The 19,343-nt window shown below is 63.5% G+C and carries 16 protein-coding genes and 2 pseudogenes; 9 read left to right on the top strand and 9 right to left on the bottom strand.

Annotation, left to right across the window (positions count from 1 at the left end; all coding sequences use genetic code 11):
- The first annotated feature begins 20 nt into the window (after positions 1-20).
- From NKI35_RS08270 to NKI35_RS08250, 5 genes are all read left to right on the top strand, one after another.
- Positions 21-1,517: a sugar ABC transporter ATP-binding protein gene (locus tag NKI35_RS08270; RefSeq protein ID WP_352739622.1), complete on the top strand. Its 1,497-nt coding sequence runs from the start codon at positions 21-23 to the stop codon at positions 1,515-1,517.
- Positions 1,514-2,506, top strand: a complete 993-nt coding sequence (locus NKI35_RS08265; RefSeq protein WP_023710139.1) for an ABC transporter permease subunit — start codon at positions 1,514-1,516, stop codon at positions 2,504-2,506. Before NKI35_RS08270 ends, NKI35_RS08265 begins: the two co-directional genes overlap by 4 nt.
- A gap of 76 nt (positions 2,507-2,582) precedes the next feature.
- Positions 2,583-3,521, top strand: coding sequence for an ABC transporter substrate-binding protein (locus tag NKI35_RS08260; protein ID WP_023670567.1), 939 nt, complete (start codon positions 2,583-2,585; stop codon positions 3,519-3,521).
- A 65-nt stretch (positions 3,522-3,586) separates the two neighbouring features.
- A complete protein-coding gene (locus NKI35_RS08255) occupies positions 3,587-4,480 on the top strand; it encodes a sugar phosphate isomerase/epimerase family protein (protein WP_352739466.1) in 894 nt (297 codons plus the stop codon).
- 621 nt (positions 4,481-5,101) lie between these two features.
- The gene (locus NKI35_RS08250; protein ID WP_023670565.1) at positions 5,102-5,344 is read left to right on the top strand and encodes a DUF768 domain-containing protein; all 243 of its coding nucleotides are present in this window, start codon (positions 5,102-5,104) and stop codon (positions 5,342-5,344) included.
- A gap of 33 nt (positions 5,345-5,377) precedes the next feature.
- Here the strand turns inward: NKI35_RS08250 and NKI35_RS08245 are convergent.
- Positions 5,378-6,497, bottom strand: a pseudogene (locus NKI35_RS08245) (DmpA family aminopeptidase).
- An 8-nt stretch (positions 6,498-6,505) separates the two neighbouring features.
- Entirely contained in the window at positions 6,506-8,179 is a 1,674-nt protein-coding gene (gene xseA, locus NKI35_RS08240; protein WP_352739464.1) for an exodeoxyribonuclease VII large subunit, read from the bottom strand.
- A gap of 91 nt (positions 8,180-8,270) precedes the next feature.
- On the opposite strand from xseA, the gene NKI35_RS08235 reads away from it, so the two are divergent.
- Positions 8,271-10,469 carry a bifunctional diguanylate cyclase/phosphodiesterase gene (locus tag NKI35_RS08235; protein ID WP_352739462.1) on the top strand — a complete coding sequence of 733 codons (2,199 nt, stop codon included), beginning with the start codon at positions 8,271-8,273 and terminating at the stop codon, positions 10,467-10,469.
- A 6-nt stretch (positions 10,470-10,475) separates the two neighbouring features.
- On the opposite strand, the gene NKI35_RS08230 is transcribed toward NKI35_RS08235, so the two are convergent.
- Positions 10,476-11,432 (bottom strand): LysR substrate-binding domain-containing protein, encoded by a 957-nt coding sequence (locus NKI35_RS08230; RefSeq protein ID WP_023695095.1) that lies wholly within the window; start codon positions 11,430-11,432, stop codon positions 10,476-10,478.
- A 178-nt stretch (positions 11,433-11,610) separates the two neighbouring features.
- Between NKI35_RS08230 and NKI35_RS08225 the strand changes: the two genes are divergently transcribed.
- On the top strand, positions 11,611-11,901 hold the full coding sequence (locus NKI35_RS08225) for a DUF1127 domain-containing protein (RefSeq protein WP_023670560.1): 291 nt from the start codon (positions 11,611-11,613) through the stop codon (positions 11,899-11,901).
- Positions 11,902-12,134: 233 nt separating this feature from the next.
- Here NKI35_RS08225 and NKI35_RS08220 read toward each other — a convergent pair.
- The 4 genes and pseudogenes from NKI35_RS08220 to NKI35_RS08205 all read right to left on the bottom strand — a co-directional run bounded on the left by NKI35_RS08220 (position 12,135) and on the right by NKI35_RS08205 (position 16,174).
- Positions 12,135-13,182 (bottom strand): annotated as a pseudogene (locus NKI35_RS08220) (DUF937 domain-containing protein).
- Between the two features lie 90 nt (positions 13,183-13,272).
- Entirely contained in the window at positions 13,273-14,646 is a 1,374-nt protein-coding gene (locus tag NKI35_RS08215) for a glutamate--cysteine ligase (RefSeq protein ID WP_023670558.1), read from the bottom strand.
- A 114-nt stretch (positions 14,647-14,760) separates the two neighbouring features.
- Entirely contained in the window at positions 14,761-15,495 is a 735-nt protein-coding gene (locus tag NKI35_RS08210; protein ID WP_023729093.1) for a 16S rRNA (uracil(1498)-N(3))-methyltransferase, read from the bottom strand.
- A 31-nt stretch (positions 15,496-15,526) separates the two neighbouring features.
- On the bottom strand, positions 15,527-16,174 hold the full coding sequence (locus NKI35_RS08205) for a hypothetical protein (RefSeq protein ID WP_352739460.1): 648 nt from the start codon (positions 16,172-16,174) through the stop codon (positions 15,527-15,529).
- A gap of 86 nt (positions 16,175-16,260) precedes the next feature.
- Between NKI35_RS08205 and NKI35_RS08200 the strand changes: the two genes are divergently transcribed.
- On the top strand, positions 16,261-16,959 hold the full coding sequence (locus tag NKI35_RS08200) for a type 1 glutamine amidotransferase (RefSeq protein WP_023729095.1): 699 nt from the start codon (positions 16,261-16,263) through the stop codon (positions 16,957-16,959).
- A 286-nt stretch (positions 16,960-17,245) separates the two neighbouring features.
- Positions 17,246-17,377, top strand: a complete 132-nt coding sequence (locus tag NKI35_RS08195; protein WP_280110155.1) for a hypothetical protein — start codon at positions 17,246-17,248, stop codon at positions 17,375-17,377.
- Here NKI35_RS08195 and NKI35_RS08190 read toward each other — a convergent pair.
- Together NKI35_RS08190 and NKI35_RS08185 are read right to left on the bottom strand one after the other, a co-directional pair.
- Positions 17,374-18,141, bottom strand: a complete 768-nt coding sequence (locus NKI35_RS08190) for a metallophosphoesterase family protein (RefSeq protein ID WP_352739457.1) — start codon at positions 18,139-18,141, stop codon at positions 17,374-17,376. The two genes, NKI35_RS08195 and NKI35_RS08190, sit on opposite strands and share 4 nt — an antisense overlap.
- A 55-nt stretch (positions 18,142-18,196) precedes the next feature.
- Positions 18,197-19,333 carry an alpha-hydroxy acid oxidase gene (locus NKI35_RS08185; RefSeq protein ID WP_023815110.1) on the bottom strand — a complete coding sequence of 379 codons (1,137 nt, stop codon included), beginning with the start codon at positions 19,331-19,333 and terminating at the stop codon, positions 18,197-18,199.
- Positions 19,334-19,343 lie beyond the last annotated feature (10 nt).

Raw genomic sequence — 19,343 nt, 5'->3', positions numbered from 1 at the left:
CGCGCCAGCCAGTGCTGGAAATGCGGCACATCTCGAAGACGTTCGGGCCAGTCCGCGCCTTGCAGGACGTGTCGCTGACCGTCCATGCCGGCGAAGTCCATGCGCTGATGGGTGAAAACGGTGCCGGCAAGTCGACTTTGATGAAGGTGCTGTCCGGCGCCTATCGGCCTGATGCCGGCGGCGAGATACTGATTGACGGCGTGCCGGTCGCCACCGGCGACCCGATCAAGGCGCGGGCTCATGGCATTGCGGTTATCTATCAGGAACTGTCGCTGGCGCCCAACCTGACGGTCGCGCAGAACATCTTCCTCGGCAATGAGCCGAGGCGTTTCGGCATCGTCGACCGCGACCAATGCTACCGGCGCAGCAATGAGATCATCAAGCGTCTCGGCGTGTCCTTCTCCGCACGGGCCCAGGCTTCCAGCCTGTCGCTCGGCGAGCGTCAGCTGGTCGAAATCGCCCGCGCGCTTTCGACCAGCGCGCGCATCATCGTCATGGACGAGCCAACCACCTCGCTGACCTCGCGCGAGACCGACCGTCTGTTCGAGGTCATCGCGACGCTGAAGTCGCAAGGCATCGCGATCATCTACATCAGCCACCGCATGGAAGAGGTCTACCAGTTGGCCGACCGTGTCAGCGTGCTGCGCGACAGCGGCTATGTCGGCACACTCGAGCGCGCCGAGCTGAACGCCTCGCGCCTCGTCTCGATGATGGTTGGCCGCGACCTGTCGGCTTTTTACAGGAAGGATCATCGCCCGCCGGACAGCAAGCGCGCGGTCGCCTTGTCGGTGCGCGGCATGGCTGACGGCAATCTCCTGAAGAACTGCTCCTTCGAACTGTATAAGGGCGAGGTGCTGGCTTTGGCTGGCCTTGTCGGCTCGGGCCGCACCGAACTCGCGCGACTGATCTTCGGTGCCGACAGACCCATCGCCGGCACGCTGGAACTCGACGGCAAGCCCGTAACCATCGGCTCGCCAAGCGAGGCACTGAATGCCGGCATCGCCTATCTCACCGAGGACCGTAAGGAGCTCGGCCTGTTCCTCGACATGTCGATATCCGACAACATCAGCATGGGCGTGCTGGCTAGGGATGCGCGGCCCGGCGGCTTGCGCGATTTCAAAGCCGCCGAGAGACGTGCTGCCACGGCCGTTTCGGATCTCTCCATCCGCACCAGGTCGGTACAGGCCAATGCCGGTTCGCTGTCGGGCGGCAACCAGCAGAAAGTGTTGCTTGCCCGCCTGCTCGAGACCGAGCCGCAAGTGGTCATCCTGGATGAACCGACGCGCGGCGTCGATGTCGGAGCGAAGTCGGAAATCTACCGGCTGATCGACAATCTCGCCAAAAAGGGCATCGCCATCCTGATGATCTCCAGCGAACTGCCGGAGGTGATCGGCGTCGCCGACCGCGTGCTGGTAATGCGCGACGGCACGATCGCCGGCGAGGTGACGGCGTCCAAAGACCAGCCGCTGCGCCAGGAAGCAATCATGGAACTTGCAACGGGAGCGGCCAAGGGATGACCGACAAGGCGACCGAGATCAGTGGCCAGGCTGTCGGCAGGAGCCGGCGGTTGCGCACCGCCTTCGCCGCCCTTGGCATGCTGCCGATCCTGATCCTGCTGGCGGTCGGCTTTCAGTTGATGAACGCGCGCTTCTTCACCCAGACCAATTTGCTGATCGTCATGCAGCAATCGTCGATCAACATTGTGCTGGCAGCGGGCATGACCTTCGTCATCCTGACCGGCGGGATCGACCTGTCCGTTGGCTCGATACTTGCCGCCTCGGCGATGGTGGCGGTGATGGTGTCGCTGGTGCCTGATTGGGGACTGCTGGGCGTGCCGGCGGCCATTCTCGTCGGCCTCGGCTTCGGCGTCATCAACGGGCTGCTGATCGCCTATATCAGACTGCCGCCCTTCATCGTCACGCTGGGGTCGCTGACCGCTGTGCGCGGCGTCGCCCGCCTGCTCGGCCAGGACACCACGGTGTTCAACTCGGACCTGCCGTTCGACTTCATCGGCAACGGTACGCTGTTCGGCATTCCCTGGCTGGTCATCATCGCCTTGTCGGTCGTGGTGCTGTCCTGGCTGGTGCTCAAGCGCACCGTGCTCGGCACCTGGATCTATGCCGTCGGCGGCAATGCCGAAGCGGCGCGGCTGACCGGCATCAAGGTGCCGCTGGTGCTGCTCTTTGTCTATGGCGTTTCCGGCCTGCTGGCCGGCCTTGGCGGCGCCATGTCAGCGGCCCGGCTCTATGCGGCCAACGGGCTGCAGCTTGGGCAGTCTTACGAACTCGACGCCATTGCCGCGGTCATTCTCGGCGGCACCAGCTTCGTCGGCGGCGTCGGCTCGATCTGGGGTACGCTGATCGGTGGCCTGATCATAGCGGTGCTCTCCAACGGGCTTATCTTGGCCGGTGTCTCGGACATCTGGCAGTACATCATCAAGGGATTGGTCATCATCGTGGCAGTCGCCCTCGACCGCTACAGGCTCCAGGCAGGAGCGAGAACGTGATTGACCTTGGTCGCCGGCGTAAACGACCGGTTTGTGTAACGCACCGTGAGAGGCGCGGGGCAATTGGAGGAAAGCAATGAAGACCATCGCTAAACTGCTCTGCGGCGTCGCACTCGCGGCTGCCGCCATCGCGCCCGCATCGGCCAAGGACCTCAACAAGGTCGGCATCTCGGTCGGCCTGCTCGGCAACCCCTTCTTCGTCGCCACCATCAAGGGCATCGAGGACGCGGCCAAGAAGATCAACCCGAAGGTCGAGGTGACGTCAGTGTCGGCCGACTACGACCTCAATAAGCAGGTCTCTCAGGTCGATTCCTTCATCGCCGCCGGCGTCGACGTCATCATGCTCAATGCGGTCGATGCCAAGGCGATCGGCCCGGCGGTGAAGAAGGCGCAAGCAGCGGGCATCGTCGTTGCCGCCTTCGACGTTTCGGCGCCAGGCGCCGACGTCACCGTCATGACCAACAACGTCAAGGCCGGCGAAGAGGCCTGCCAGTATCTGGTCGACCACACCGGCGGCAAGGGCGACTACGTCATCCTCAACGGCCCGGCGTCGTCGTCGATCCTGGAGCGGGTCAAGGGCTGCAAGGACGTCCTTGCAAAACACCCCGACATCAAGATCCTCTCCGACGACCAGAATGCCGAAGGCTCGCGCGACGGCGGCCTGAAGGTCTTTCAGTCGCTGCTGACCCGCTTCGACAAGATCGATGCGGTGTTTGCCATCAACGATCCGACGGCGATCGGCGCCCAGCTTGCGGCCAAGCAGCTCAATCGCTCGGAGTTCATCTTCACCGCAGTGGATGGCGCTCCCGATATCGAGAAGGAACTCGCTTCCGGCACCTCGATGATCAAGGCCTCGGCTTCGCAGGATCCCTACGTGATGGCTGGCCAGTCGCTGACGATGGCGGCTGAGCTGCTTGCCGGCAAGAAGCCGGCGGAGCCGACCGTGCTGCTCGACCCGAAGCTGATCACGGCCGAGAACCTGAAAGACTACAAGGGCTGGACCGCAGCCCGCTAAGCCTCCCAAGGCCGATGCGGCCGGGGCAACCCGGCCGCATCTCAATTCAGAAACGGGAGACGATCATGTCGCGCATCGGTATTCATTCCTTCGTCTGGTCGGCGAGTTCGGCGCAAGGCGACCTCGAACGGACGCTGGCCAACACCAAGGAGGCCGGTTTCGACCTGATCGAGTTCTCCTATCTTGACCCCGCCAATGTCGACGTTGGCGGGTTGGCCAGGCGCATCGCCGACCTCAAGCTCGGCGTCGCGATCAGCATCGGCCTGCCGGCCGACGGCGACATTTCGAGTGCCGACAAGGCGGTTGCCGCGCGCGGCGTCGAGATCCTCAACGAGACGATCGCGCTCACCCGCGATCTCGGCGGCCAGAAGATTGGCGGCATCCTCAGTACCAGCCACGGCTTGCAGACGCAGGCGCCGACGCGCGATCAGTGGAACCGCAGCGCGGGTACACTTGCGAAGGTTGCGGAGACGGCCAAGGCCGCCGGCGTCACGCTCAATCTGGAGATCGTCAACCGCTTCGAAAGCAATCTGCTCAACACCGCTTCACAAGGCCTGGCCTTCATCGCGGACACCGGCTCCGACAACATCTTCCTGCACCTCGATACCTTCCACATGAACATCGAGGAGGCCGATGTCGGACTGGCTATCCGCCATGCCGCTGACAAGATCGGTTATGTCCATATCGGCGAGAGCCATCGCGGTTTCCTCGGCACCGGCAATATCGACTTTGCCGCCATCTTCGATGCGCTGACCGCGATCGGCTATAGGGACGACCTCAGCTTTGAATCCTTCTCGTCGAAGATCGTCGACGAGAACCTGTCACGGAAGACCGCGATCTGGCGCAATCTGTGGTCCGACAATATGGAATTGGCCCGGCATGCGCGCGCCTTCATCTCAATCGGTCTGGAGACGGCGCAGCGAAAGGCAGACCTTGTTGCATCGAGACATCGTCCTTAGCAGGAGCGCGCTGCCAAAGCGCCAATGTTGTCGTTCATCCGGCCCGCGCCTTACGTGCAAGGAATCGACGTCGGAGGCGCTGAGTGTGGCGGAGGCAGTCGAGCGGGGTGACGCTGACGAGAGCTTTCTGTTTTTGGCTCACGAAACGCAATAAAATCAACATCTTCATACGCCCTCCGGGGTCATCCAATCTCCATACTGGACGGGGATGACGTTTGACACAGCGCGGCGGAAAGAAGCAGGATGGCTGATAGAGTCGACATCGCATAATGATGTCACTATATAGCGGCGGCTTCGACCGTGTAGCTGTGGCGGTGTACCACGAAGCAGCAGAAAATGTGTTACGCGTTGTGATCCCTATTGTGATACAAATCGGCCGTTGACAGCAGGAAAAGATCGTAAGAACAATAGCATAGAGCCGAAGCCGATCCCGGCCAACGTACCACTCTATCAAACAATCAGAACGTGCTCATTGAACCCTTCCCTTCATTCGGCTCTTCGGACCTCCGACAAGATCAACTTGCCGGGCGATGCCGACTCGGTTCGAATGGCAGCATGCATCCTTTACCGGGTGCGGACGTTTACGGTTACCAACCGGCATAGCCGCCAGGGAAAAGCAGTATGAGTGAACATGCGATCGAGTTCTTGCGCGGATGGATCGGTGAAAAGGTCCACTGCCAGCACTCGCCGGTAAAGATCGAGAAGCAGGCCGAGACCCTCGCCAAGGAGTGCGCGGCCAAGGCCGCTGAGGTCGGCATTCCGCTGGAAGATATCCAGGAAGAAGTCGGCGACATCCAGGAACTGATCGCATCGCGGCTCGAAGAGGCGGCCGAGGCCGACCAGAGCAACGCGGCCAAGCCGTGACCCAACAGGCCTGGCGCCGCCAGGCCTTGTCCTCTATCCAAATCGATCTTTCAGCCAGGCCTTCGGCAGCGCCGGCACGAAATTGCCGTCGCGTCCGCTCATATCCTCATTGGCGACCATTGCATTGAGGATCGCCTCCTCTACGCCTTGCGCCACCGCATCGAAGAACGGATCGATATTCGACGTCCGGGATGTAAGCGGCGTTTGCGGTTCGTCCCGACGGTGCAAGTGCTGCTTGCGGATTGGCGGTGGTGAAGGCCAGAAAAATGTCGCCCGAACTGTGGTAGCCGAAGCCGCCTGTCATGGCGATGCCGAGCGGCACGCGCTTTGCCAGCCGCTTCATCTGGTGCGGCAGAAATGGCGCATCGGTGGCGACGATGGCGATGATCGAGCCCTTTTCGGCACGCGGCGTGCCTTCGCGCATCGCCGGCTCTACCAGATCGGGCCCGACGCGGGCGCCGCGCAGTGTGAAATTGCGCCGCTTGCCGAAATTCGCCTGCACGAATACGCCGACCGTATGCCTGATGCCCTGCCACTCGACGATGCGCGATGCCGTGCCCGAGCCGGCCTTGAAGCCAAAGGCAATCATGCCGGTGCCGCCGCCGACACTGCCTTCCTCGATCGCTCCACCGGCGGCACCGTCGAGCGCGGCTTCGACATCTTCGAAGCCGACGTGATGACCGTTGATGTCGTTGAGGAAACCATCATAGGTCTCCGCCGCAACCGGCAGGCCCCAGCCGCTGTCGAGCGCCGCCGGCAGCACGCGTTGCATCCAGCGCAGCGTGCCGTCGCGGGTGACGCCGCAGGAATGCGTGTTGGTGATCGTGACGGGCAGGTTGAAGGCGCCGACTTCCTCGATAATGTGCGACCCCGTCAACTCGCCATTGCCGTTCTGGCTGAAGACACCGGCAAACACCGGCGTGGCGAGCTCAGCCAACGGCCGCGGCAGGATGGCGGTGACGCCGGTGCGCACCGGCCCCGTGCCAACCTCGAGCAGACCCTCGCCGGAAATCAGCGTCGCATAGCCGACCGATACGCCGGGCACATCGGTGATGGTGTTGAAGCCGCCCGGCGTGCCCTCGAAGGCAATGCCGAAAGCACGGGCGCGCGGCTTGCCCGCCGGCGTTTGAAGATGCGGGTCATGTCCGGTCATGCGGTCCTCTAAAAAAGCGAGCCCTGATTGCCCGGTTCTTTCGGTTTGCTGGCCGTCGGCTTTGCGGCGGGTTTGCTGGCGGGCGGCGTGGCCGCTGGTTTGGCAACGGCCTGCACCCGCTCGGCGTCGCCGGTCGCGACTGCATTTACGGTGCCGTCGGCGAACTCCAGCTGCAGGCCAGCGCCCGGCGCCACATCAACTGCCAGTTTGATCACCGCGCCGTCGGCATCCTTGACCAGCGCGAAGCCGCGCGCCAGCACAGCCTTGTGCGACAGCGTTGCCATCAGCCTCTCGGATTGGACGATGCGGCCGCGCAGTCGCTCCAGCCTGAGCAGTACCGCTTGCGTGCCGCGTCTCGTCAAAGCCGTCAGAAGATGCCTCTGCACGGTTTGCCGCCGTGCCGTTGGCTCGATCGTAATGCGGCCTTGCAGCAAAGCCAGTTGCTGCCTGTGCCGTTGCAGGGATGCTTTCGCACATTTTGGCAACTGATCCGCCGCACGATTCAACTCCGCGCGCCGAGCTCTCGCCAATGCTCGCAGCGCCCCTTGGGCGCGCAAAAGGTTGCGGTCGTTGGTGCGTCGCGCCTCGGCAATCCGCCGGGACAGCGTTGCCGGAGTGAGCTTCACGGCGAAGAACCGAGCTTGCTTTCTTTCGGTGGAGACCATCAGCCCCCGGCTAAGCCGGCTGGCCGCCTCGTCCAGCCGCCGTCGCGGCAGCGCCAGCAACTGGTCGGGCGAGGGCAGCGCGCGGGCGGCCGCACGCGAGGCCTGCCGCTTGCGTTCGAAATTGCGCAAGGTGGCTGCTTTGAGCCGTGCGCCAAGACTGGCTAGTGTCGCTTCGAGGTCCGCTTTCACCGGCACCGCGATCTCCGCCGCACCTGTCGGCGTCGGTGCCCGCATGTCGGCGACGAGATCGATCAAGGTCCAGTCGGTCTCGTGCCCGACGGCCGAAATCACCGGGATGCGCGAGGCGGCGACGGCGCGCGCCAGCCCTTCATCGTTGAACCCCCAGAGGTCCTCGAGGCTGCCGCCGCCGCGCGCCACGATCAGAAGGTCGGGCGGCACGATCGCTCCATCCCAGGCCAGCGCGTTGAAGCCGTTGACGGCCGCCGTCACTTCCGCCCCCGCCGTCTCGCCCTGCACTCTTACCGGCCAGACCAGCACATGCAGCGGAAAGCGGTCCTTGATGCGATGGATGATGTCACGGATCACCGATCCGGTCGGCGAGGTGACGACGCCGATGGTGCGCGGCATGAACGGCAGCCGCCGCTTGCGGCCGGCATCGAAAAGTCCTTCGGCCTGCAGTCGCCGCTTGCGCTCTTCCAAAAGCGCCATCAGCGCCCCGGCGCCGGCGGGTTCTAGATTGTCGATGACGATCTGGTAGTTGGATTTGCCGGGATAGGTGGTGAGTTTGCCGGTGGCGATCACCTCCATCCCCTCTTCGGGACGGAATTTCAGCCGGCTCATCGTGCCTTTCCAGACCACGGCATCGAGCCGCGCGCGGTCGTCCTTCAGGGTGAAATAGGCATGGCCGGAAGAGTGCGGCCCGCGATAGCCGGAAATTTCGCCGCGCACCCGCACATGGCCGAAGACATCCTCGACCGTGCGCTTCAGCGCGCCGGAAATCTCGCTCACCGTGTATTCGGTGGCATTGGTTCGTGATTCGGATTCTGCGTCGCTCATCGGCCGATTGAGCGGCTGTTGTCGCTCCGCGTCAAGATTCCATAACTTGATCTTAAGCCTGTCCTGATTGACTCTGGGCCAAGGAGGACGCATGAGCGCCCGCAGACAACGCAGCCCGTTGACGTTCCAGGTCACCCTGACGGTGCTGACGCTTGCCGTTTTTGCACTGGCCATCGTTGTCGGCTTCGGCCTTTACGCCACCATGCAGGCCGACCGGGTCTCGCTCGAGCGGCAGAAGGTTTTCCTGGCCAACGGCCTGCAGGACCAGGTCGCCGCGGTAAAGCGCGAGCAGGAAAGCGTCGCCGTCTGGGATGATTCCGTTATCAACGCCAAGGCCGGCAACCAGACCTGGATGGCAGAGAATCTCAGCGTCTGGATGTCCTCGTATTACGGCCACAACCGGGTCTATGTGCTGGACGACGCCAACCGGCCGGTCCACGCCATGCGCGAAGGGAAGGTCGTCTCGCCTGCCGTCTTTGGCGAGGACGAACCCGCTTTGCGGCCGACAATCGCCAGGTTGCGCCAGATGATGAGCAAGGACGCAAGCCAGGCCGGCGCAAAATTCGTTGCCGACGATCTGGTCTCGCTTGGCGGTCAGCCTGCCATACTCAGCGTCATGCCTCTGGTGCCGAGTTCGGATCGCGTCACCCAGGCATCCGGCAGCGAATATCTGCATGTCTCCATAGAGTTCATCAACGACGCGGTGATCGGCAAGATCGCGCAGAAATATCTTCTGGCGGGGGCGCATCTCCTGCCGATGGCTCAGCCGCTTGGCTCGGCTGCCATTCCGCTTATCGACAAACAGGGTGTCATCCTCGGCTATATTGCCTGGGACCAGGAACGGCCCGGCCTGACGCTGGTGGGCAAGGCCAGCCCGGCCCTGGCTCTGGCCGCGCTGGTTGCGGCGAGCGTGCTCGCCTTTCTGCTCCGGCGTCTGCGCCGTGCGTCATCGGCGCTGCAGACCAGCCAGGCCCAGGCGCAATATCTCGCCTTTCACGACACGCTCACCGGCCTGCCCAACCGGGCACTGTTCGAGGACAGGCTGCGGCGTGCCTTGCTTACCTCCGGCAATGAAAGCAAGGTCGCGCTGCTTTATCTCGATCTAGATCGCTTCAAGCATGTCAACGACACGCTTGGTCACCCGGCAGGCGACGAACTCGTGCGCCAGACGGCGGCCAGGCTTCAGCATACGGTTCGCGACGTCGACACGGTGGCAAGGTTGGGTGGCGACGAATTCGCGGTAATCCTGATCGATGTCCGCGACGTCAGGAACGCAGAGGATATTTCCGAGAGGGTGCTGCAGAAACTGCAGGAGCCGTTCAAACTGATGGACGATCAGGTCTTTGTCAGCGCCAGCATCGGCATAGCCTTGTCGACAGGCCCTGATGCCGATGCAGACGATCTGCTGCGCAAGGCCGACATCGCGCTCTACGAAGCCAAGAAGAACGGCCGTGGCCGCTACCAGGTCTTCGCCGGCGACATGGACGACCTTTTGCTGCGCAAGCGCAAGGTCGAGAGCGAGCTGCGCAGCGCGCTAAATGGCGGCACCGGTATCAAGCTCGCCTACCAGCCGGTCTTTGCCAGCGACGGCAAGACCATTGTCGGCGCCGAGGCGCTGATCCGCTGGGCGCATGAGGTCCATGGCGCACTGCCGGCGGCGCAGTTCATCGCCATCGCCGAGGAACGCGGCATGATCGGGCAGCTCGGCGCATGGGCCCTGCTGGAAGCCTGCCACTTCGCCGTGAAGACCAAACTGCCGTGGCTCGCCGTCAATGTCTCGCCGCTGCAATTGCGCGACGCCGGCTTTGCCGAAGAGGTTGCCTCGATCCTCGCCGAAACGGGACTGGCGCCGAAGCGCCTGCAGCTCGAGATCACCGAAAACGTTCTCCTGGAAAACAACGACACCACCAGAGCGGCTCTGGCAGCCTTGCGCCAGTCGGGCGTCGGCATTGTGCTCGACGATTTCGGCACCGGCTATTCGTCGCTGAGCTATCTGCGCCGCCATGCCATCGACAAGCTCAAGATCGACCGCTCCTTCGTGCGGCTTCTCGACGGCGACGGCAATTCGGGCGCCATCGTCAAGGCGCTGATCGATCTCGCCGGCGCGCTCAAGGTCGAGGTCACCGCCGAGGGCGTAGAGACCGAGGTGCAAAAGGCGCTGCTGGTCGCCATGGGCTGCCAGCAGCTGCAGGGCTACCTCTTGTCGCCGCCGCTGGAGCCGGCGCAATTGGTGGCGCTGCCCGGCCTGTCGTCGGCCAACGCAACGACGGAGGCGGCAGCGTCGGCCTGATCGTTCCTACCAGCCAGGCAGGATCTGGTTCGGCTTGCTCCGCTTCATCTTGGCGAAGGCGAGCGAGGCGAAATCGAAGCTTCCCGTTTCTTCGCCGAGCGGCACGGAAATATTGTCGAGGCTTTCCGAGATGTGCCGGGCCAGCGCGTCGACGATTTCGGGACGCGAGGTCTGGCCGCGCATGATGCCGATGCGGCAGTCGGGCAGGGCGCCAAAACCGTCGGCTTCGCCCAGCACTCGCATGCCGGGCCGCAGCGCGCATTCCGGCAGCACCGAGATCGCCAGCCCCGACAGCACCGCGGCGGTGATGACGGTGGCCGAGAAGCTGGTGAACAGGATTCGATAGTCGCGGTTTTGCCGGTCGAGCACATCGACGGCGGCGCGCCGCCAGATGCAGTTCGGCCGGCCGAAGGCCATCGGCAGCACTTCCTGTTCGTGCGTGGCATGGTTGGCCGAGGTCACCCATAGCAGCGGCTCGCGCCGCACCACTTCCGACTGGCCGCGCGTATCGTTGTGCGTCACCAGCGCAAGATCGAGATTGCCGCGCTTGATATGCTCGACCAAGCCTGGCGTAGGCTCGCAGATGACGGTCAGTTCGACGCGCGGGTTTGACCGTGTGAAGCGTGCCATGATTTCGGGCAGGAACCGGTCGGCATAGTCGTCGGGGGTGCCGATGCGGATGGTGCCTTCGAGCCGCTGGTCATCGAAGGCGGCCAGCGTTTCGCGGTTGAGATAGAGCAGGCGGCGCGCGTAGGAGAGCAGCTTGTCGCCTTCCTCGGTCAGCCTGTTGGTGCGGCCGTCCTTTTCGAACAGCGGCTTGCCGATCCGCTCTTCCAGCCGGCGCATCTGCATCGACACCGCCGATTGCGTGCGCAGCACTTCCTCGGCCGCGCGGGTAAAGCTGCCGGTATCGGCAATCGAGATGAAGGTCTGCAACTGGTCGAGATCGAGTGGCGCTTTCATCGGTCCAATCCATCAGTAGCGTTGATGCTAAAGATTAGAAACATTCGTTGGATTAATCAATCGGTGCGTGGCAAATTCACATTGTCCACATGAAGGCATGTGAATCGAGACCGGAACGGCCGCTGTCCCCAGCGCCGATCGCCTGGTCTTGTCCAGTTCGAGTCTGAAGGAGACCGACATGACCACGTTTGATTTCGCCACCGAGACCTCGCGCATAACCTCGCGTCCGGCCGTTGCGACGCGCGTGGCCAACACCCTTCTCAATGCCTACCAGGCCTGGAAAAATCGCCGGGCCTTCTATCGCCTCGGCGAGATGTCGGACGCCGAACTCGCCGATATCGGCCTGACGCGCGCGGATCTCCATGTCGCCATCGATGTGCCGTTCGGCGCCGATCCGACCGTGAAGCTGCGTGCGATTGCGAGCGATCGTGCCGATACGATCGAAGATCTCGCCCGCCAGATAGCGTGATATCGGGCGCATTGTTTCGGTTGCCGTGAACCTTTCTCAGGCTCGCTGCGACCAACGAGTATAGCAGGCTCCCCACTCCCTACCGGTTCCCCGCCGGCCAGCCTGCACACTGGCCCGGTCCTCCTCCAGGACCGGGCTTTTCTTTTAAAGCTCCGTCGTCATCGTGCGGTCTGCGCCGCGTCGCTTCGTTCCTTGCTCCGAAGCCGCGAAGGTCAGCGCCCAACTACCGCCAACTACCGCCGGTCCATGTCCCGCTTGAACTGGTCGAAGATCGTTTCCACGCCCTTCTGATAGTCGTCGCGCTGCTTGGCGCCGGTCTCGAACATCTTGCCGAAAATATCGTCGAACGGATTGCGTGGCCTGCCGCTCGGATTGGCCTGCGGTTGCGGCGCCTGGCGCTCCTGCGGTGCCTGTCGCGGCTGGGGTGCTTGCGGCTGCTGCGGCGCCGGCTGCCCACCGGGCAGGCCGAAGCCGCCACCACCGCCTTGCCGCATCATCTCTTCAAAAATCTTGCCCAGCGGGTTGTCGCCGTAAGGGCTCTGCGTCTGTTGCGGCTGTGTTGGCTGCTGCGGCCGGCCCTGCGGTTGCTGTGCCGCGCCACCGCCGAACATATCCTGCAGCACCTTGCCCAGCGGATTGTCGCCATAGGGGTTGGGCGCCTGTTGCGGCTGGCTTTGCGGCTGTTGGGCGCCGCCGCCGAACATGTCCTGCAGCACTTTGCCCAGCGGGTTCTCACCGTAAGGATTGGGTGCTGGCTGCGGCGCAGGCTGTGCCCCGCCGCCCGCCTGCCGCATCATCTGTTCGATGATCTCGCCGAGCGGATTGCTGCCGGCGCCGAAGCCACCGGCGGCCTGCATCTGACCCCCGGTCAACTGGTTTGTCGTCTGCTTGAACAATCCGCCCATCACCATCGAAGCGATGGCCGGCAGCATCTGCTGCAGGATCTGCTGGCTGACGCCGGTCGCCTGCGCGGCCTGGCTGGCCACCGCGCGCGACAGCTCCTTCGAGCCGAACAGATGACCCAGAATGCCATTGCCCTCATTGACGCCTTGCGGTGAGAAAGCCCTGGTCGCGTCCTCGAAGTATTTGGCGTGCTGGCCGCTCGCCATCGCCGTCATGAAGGCGCCTAGCCCATAGGGATCGGCGGTGTTGCGAGAAGGCCGGCAGCAGAGCGGCGACAGCCGCCTGCGTCTGCTGCATGGAAAGCCCGTACTGCTGGGCAAGCGCCTGCATGCCGTTGCCGTTCTGCGCCTGCGCCAATATGTCGAACAAGGTAGGCATCGGTTTCTCCTCCCGGAAATCCTCGAGGGAGAACCTAGTTCGTTTCGATGTTCGATTGAAGCGGCTTTTGCCGCTGCTCAAGGCGCGACGCTAATACGCATATTCCATGAACACCGGCTCGATCGAGCCGCCCCAGCGCGTGTGGTAGGCCGACAGCATTTCCTCGGCACTGGTGGTACCGCGCGCCACGACTTCGTCCAGCGTGTTGAGGAACGAGGTCTCGTCATAGCCGTCGCGGTTCTTCCTGCCGCGATTTTTCAGCCCAAGGCGCGAAATGGTCATTACATCGCGGCCGATCTCACGCAGCGTCGTGTTGCGGAACGGCGCGGAAATGCCTTGTTCCGGCACCGCATTGCGCATCGCCAGCGTTTCTTCATAGGTCCAGCTCGAAGTCAGCGCCTCGGCGGCGTCGAGCGCGGCCTCGTCATAGAGCAGCCCGACCCAGAAGGCCGGCAGCGCGCAGATGCGGCGCCACGGCCCGCCATCGGCGCCGCGCATTTCGAGGAAGCGCTTCAGCCTGACGTCAGGGAACAGGGTCGACAGATGGTTCGCCCAGTCGCCCATGGTGGGCAGTCCGTCCGGTACTTCATTGCGGGCAACGCCGGCCATGAACTGGCGGAAGGTGATGTGCGTCATGTCGTGATAGTGGCCGTCGCGGATGACGAAATACATCGGCACGTCGAGCGCCCATTCGACATAGTCGGCAAAGCCGAACTCGGGCGAGAAGCAGAATTCGAGCAGGCCCGAGCGCTGGTTGTCGGTGTCGCGCCAGATGTCGCCGCGCCAGCTCTGCAGCCCGTTCGGCCGGCTGTCGGTGAAGGGCGAGTTGGCAAACAGCGCCGTCGACAGTGGCTGCAGCTTCAGCGACACCTGCATCTTGCGGCGCATGTCGGCTTCGCTTTCGAAGTCGAGGTTCACCTGGATGGTGCAGGTGCGATACATCATGTCGAGACCCTTGGTGCCGACCTTGGGCATGTAGCGGGTCATGATTTCGTAGCGCGATTTCGGCATTTTCGGCGTCTCGGCCAGCGACCATTTCGGGCTGCCGCCGAGGCCGAGAAAGCGGATGCCCATCGGCTCGGCGATCTCGCGGACCTGCGCCAGATGCGCATTGCCCTCCCGGCAGGTCTGGTGGATCGTTTCCAGCGGCGCGCCCGACAGCTCGAACTGGCCGCCAGGCTCCAGCGAGATCGCGCCCTGTCCGGTCGGCTCGACCAGGCCGATGATGCGGCCGTCATCGATGATCGGGTCCCAGCCGAGCTTTTGCTGCATGCCTTCGAGGATGGCGCGGATGCCGCGCTCGCCGCCATAAGGCACCGGCGCGTTGCCGTCGACATAGAAGGGGAACTTCTCGTGCTCGGTCCCGATGCGCCACTTGTCGCGCGGCTTGTTGCCTTCGGCCAGATGCTCGACCAGTTCGTCGATGCCTTCGATTGGCCGGAAATCGGTTGTGTCGCGCGCCATGGGGCCCCCTCTGCGGCTCTCGGAGCCCGCCGGCGCTAAATGGACGAAATGTCAGCAGCCGATCAAGCGAAAAATCCTGAGCCACAGGTCAACAGGAATTGATCTTTACGCTTCTTACCAGTCTCCGACCGTCGCCTGCATCACCGCAAGCGCCGCTACAGCTGCTGTGTCAGCGCGCAGGATGCGCGGTCCGAGCGGGATGGCAGTGACGAAGGGGAGCGCCCGCAGCATCTTGCGTTCGTCGTCGGAAAAGCCGCCTTCCGGCCCGACCAGCAGCGCCAGCTTCCTCTCCGGCACCGCCTGCAATGCCGGCAGCGGGTTGTTGGTCGAGGCATCCTCGTCGCAGAAGATAAGCCGGCGTTCCTTGTCCCAGCCGGAGAGCAGGCGCTCGAATTTCTCGGCCTCGCGCACTTCCGGCACCGCCAGTATGCCGCATTGCTCGGCCGCCTCGACGACATTGGCGCGCAGCCGGTCGATGGAGGGTTTTGCCACTTGCGTGTGCTGGGTGATCACCGGCTGCAGGATGCCGGCGCCCATCTCGACCGCCTTCTGCACGAGATAGTCGAGCCGGCCCTGTTTCAGCGGCGCGAAGCAATAGATCAGGTCAGGCAGGGGCGGTTGCGGTCTCTGCGAGGCCAGCACCTTCAGCCGCACCGCCCTTTTCGACCTGGTGGCAATCGCCGCCGACCACTCGCCGTCGCGGCCGTTGAAGACCAGGATCTCGGCGCCTTCGCCGAGCCGCAGCACATGCGTGAGATAATGGCTCTGCTGCTGGCCGGCATCGAATTCGATGCCTGCCGCGAGGTCGTCCGGCACGAACAGCCGCTGCATCTTGTAATTGGCGCGCATCGCCGAGGAATGGGCGAGGCGGTGCCTGGCGTCAAGTCTCGGCGGAACGATGCCACACCGGTTCAAAACCGTGCCGCAGCACCGAAACGGTCGTGGTCGGTGTGAGCAGGCGCAGCGACCGGCCGGCAAGGCTGTCGAAGGCCGCCGCATCGCCATAGCCTGCGAACGACCAGGGCAGCGCGTTGCCGCCGCGCAGCGCATAGGCCGAGCCGCCATCCGCGATCATCGCTCCGTCCGGCAATTCGGCAAGCTCTCCCATGGTGACATCAGGTGGCTTGCCGCCGGAAGCCAGCCGCTCCTTGTGCAGCCGCTTGTCCACCATTGGCGCGCGCGGTTCGTTTACACCGAAGACTTTGCCGAAACGCCCGACAAAATCCGTGGCTCGCTCACGCCGGCAATAGAAACAGGGACGGTGCCCGGCGGCCAGCGCCGTCACCTCGTCGAAGAAGAACAACTCGGTCCAGCCGGCCCTGCCGCCCGGCCTGTTCCTGCCCATCGGCTCGCGCCGCACATTGCGGAATTGGCAGACGCAGATGATCCAGGCCGGCAAGGCCCAACGCTTTTTCAGCAGCGTCTTGGTCTCAGGATCGTGGATGATGCCGCGATTGCCGGTGAACAGGCCGCGCTCCGATATGGCATGGATGGCGCCGAACGGATCGACCCGGTTCTGCAGTGGCATAGCTCTCTCCCGAATACGCATCTTGGCTGCAATACGGGCGACATGATATCGCTCGTCGCGTCATTTCATGTCAGCAGGGTTTTGCGATGCGGGTGCTGGTGGTCCAGAACTACGACAACACCGGCCTTGGCCAGGTTGGTGCCGCGCTCGCCGAAGCCGGCGCCGATCTCGACCTGCGCCGGCCCTACAAGGGCGATGCGCTGCCGGACGACGCGACCGGACACGATGCCATGGTGATGCTGGGCGGCGGTCAGAATGCGCTGGCCGACGATGACTACCCGTATTTCCCGGCGCTGCTCGAACTGACCCGCGATTTCGCCGCCAAGGATCGCTCGGTTCTCGGTATCTGCCTGGGCAGCCAGTTGGTTGCCCGCACTTTCGGCGGTGAGAACCAGATCGGCGGCGCCTCGGAATTCGGCTGGCACAAGGTATCGCTGACGCCGGACGCCAGAACCGATCCGGTGCTTGGCGCACTTCCCCAGGATTTCCCCATCTTCGAATGGCACGACGACACTTTCGCGCTGCCATCAAATGCGGTGCGGCTTGCCGGCAGCGAAATTGCTGAGAACCAGGCGTTCCGTATCGGCCGCGCCGTCTACGGCTTCCAGTTCCATTTCGAGGCCGACCAGCCGATTGTGAGGGACTGGAGCGCATCCTTCGCGCCGCTGATTGCCGATCGCCATCCCGACTGGCAGGATCGCCTCGACAGCGAAATGGCACGCAACGGCCCCGAGGCCGACGCCGCGGGCTTGGCCATTGCCCGCGCCTGGGTGGCGACAATCTGAGCCCAGCCAACGCGCGGCCGTTGCATAATTGGCACGCGGCGGGGAATCTGCCGGGGACAACTTCTTTCGTTCTTGGTTTGTGGCCGAACGCTATCCTACAAGGCGCGCGCTTTGCATCGGCAATGCAACCGCGATGAACCTTCTGTGTGATCCGCGCGACACACCGCCGATACAGAATCGACCTACAAGCGCGAAATCGTCGAAACTTTCAGACGAATTCTCGGTTTCAACCCATTGGTAACCGCCTCGTGCCCAGATGCAGGAAGCTCAACTAGAGATGATGTCCGTGAAAGCAGCGCTTCTGTCCTTTGTCATGCTGTCTGCCATCGTTTTGTGCGGTCTCGGCATTTATTCCGCCGATGCAGCCAACAACCATCAGGCCGTCGACGGCTACGGCGTCACCGCCGCGCTTCGCTAAAACGCTTTTCCCTGCACAGTCAGGATACGCTTGTCCGCGCCGTCCACGGCGAGCGCGCTGAGCATGCCTGACTGCCAGGCGAGCGTGTCGACATTGACGCGGTTCGGCATCACCTCCGCCTCCGGCACCGGTGTGTGGCCGTGCACGATCACCTTCGGGTAAAGCCCTGGATGGTTGTGGAAGACGTCGCGTATCCAGACCAGATCCTGCGGGCTCTGGCTCTCCAGCGGCACGTCAGGCCTGACGCCAGCATGGCAGAAGAAGAAATCACCTGATATCAGTGACAATTGCAGCGACCGCAGGAAGTCGACATGGGCTTGCGGTACAGCATTGACCAGTGCCTGGTGTCCCCGCCGTAACGCCTCGGCCTTGCCGAACCAGCTTGCGTGTCCCGCTAGGTCGACGCCATAGGATTGTGCCGTCTTCACGCCGCCATAGCGGATGAACAGCCCTTCCGGGTCAGGCTCGTCGAGAAAATCGAGGAAGCCGATATCGTGGTTGCCGGCGAGCATCAGATGCCGTGGATCGCGTTTCTGTGCCTCGATCAGGAAGTCTATGACGCCCTTGGACTCTGGTCCGCGGTCGACATAGTCGCCGAGGTGGATGACGCGCCAATCGCTGGTCGGCTTGTATTCGAGTTCGCTCTCGATGCGGCGATGCATGGCGGCGAGCAGATCGAGCCGGCCATGCACGTCGCCGATCGCATAGAGGCGCATGCCATCGGGCGCGCGCGCGTCGAGGTAGTGGATGCCGGTCTCGATCAAGGCGGCTTCGTCTCCGTGATCCAGCGAGGCTAGGGTCTAATCGGTGAACAAGACCCTATCGCCGCAACTGGTCCTTGCCCATCTCGGTCACCAGCCGTTTGCCGCACAGTGCCAGCGTGATGTCCATCTCCTTGCGGATGATGTCCAGCGCCAGGGTCACGCCTTGCTTGCCCATGGCGCCCAACCCGTACAGGAACGGGCGGCCGATATAGGTGCCCTTGGCGCCGAGGCAAAGCGCCTTCAGCACGTCCTGGCCCGAGCGGATGCCGCCGTCCATATGCACCTCGATCCTGTCGCCGACGGCATCGGCGATCTCCTCCAGCGCCATGATTGACGACGATGCGCCGTCGAGCTGGCGCCCGCCATGGTTGGAAACGATGATGGCGTCGGCGCCGGTCTCGACCGCCATCAGCGCGTCCTCTTTGTCGAGAATACCTTTCAGGATCAGCTTGCCGCCCCAGCGCTCCTTGATCCAGGCGACGTCCTTCCACGACAGGTGCGGGTCGAACTGCTCCGTCGTCCACGATGCCAGCGAAGCGACGTCGCCGACGCCCTTGGCATGGCCGACAATGTTGCGGAAGGTGCGGCGCTTGGTGCCGGCAATGCCCATCAGCCAGCGCGGCCGCATGGCGATGTTGGCAATGTTGGCCAGCGTCATCTTGGGCGGCGCCGACAGCCCGTTGCGGACATCCTTGTGGCGCTGCCCCAGGATCTGCAGGTCGAGCGTCAACACCAGCGCCGAGCATTTTGCAGCCTTCGCCCTGTCGATCAGGTCGAGCACGAAATCCTTGTCGCGAAGCACGTAGAGCTGGAACCAGAACGGCTTCTTCGTCACCGACGCGACATCCTCGATCGAGCAGATGCTCATCGTCGACAGCGTGAACGGCACGCCGAATTCCTCTGCCGCCTGCGCCGCCAGCATCTCGCCATCGGCATGCTGCATGCCGGTCATTCCAGTTGGGGCAAGCGCCACCGGCATCGCCACTTTCTCGCCGATCATGGTCGATTCCAGCGAGCGGTTGCTCATGTCGACCAGCACGCGCTGACGGAATTTTATCTTCTGGAAGTCCTCCTCGTTGGCGCGGTAGGTGCTTTCGGTCCAGGCGCCGGAATCGGCATAGTCGTAGAACATCTTCGGCACCCGCCGGCGCGCCAGGTCCTTGAGATCGGCAATGGTGAGGATGTCGCTCATGGTGGTTCCT

It is taken from the genome of Mesorhizobium sp. M0676, from assembly GCF_040320535.1.
Taxonomy (GTDB): Bacteria; Pseudomonadota; Alphaproteobacteria; order Rhizobiales; family Rhizobiaceae; genus Mesorhizobium.
The sequence above is the reverse complement of the archived record's forward strand: the minus strand, read 5'-3'. Positions and strand labels throughout refer to the sequence as shown.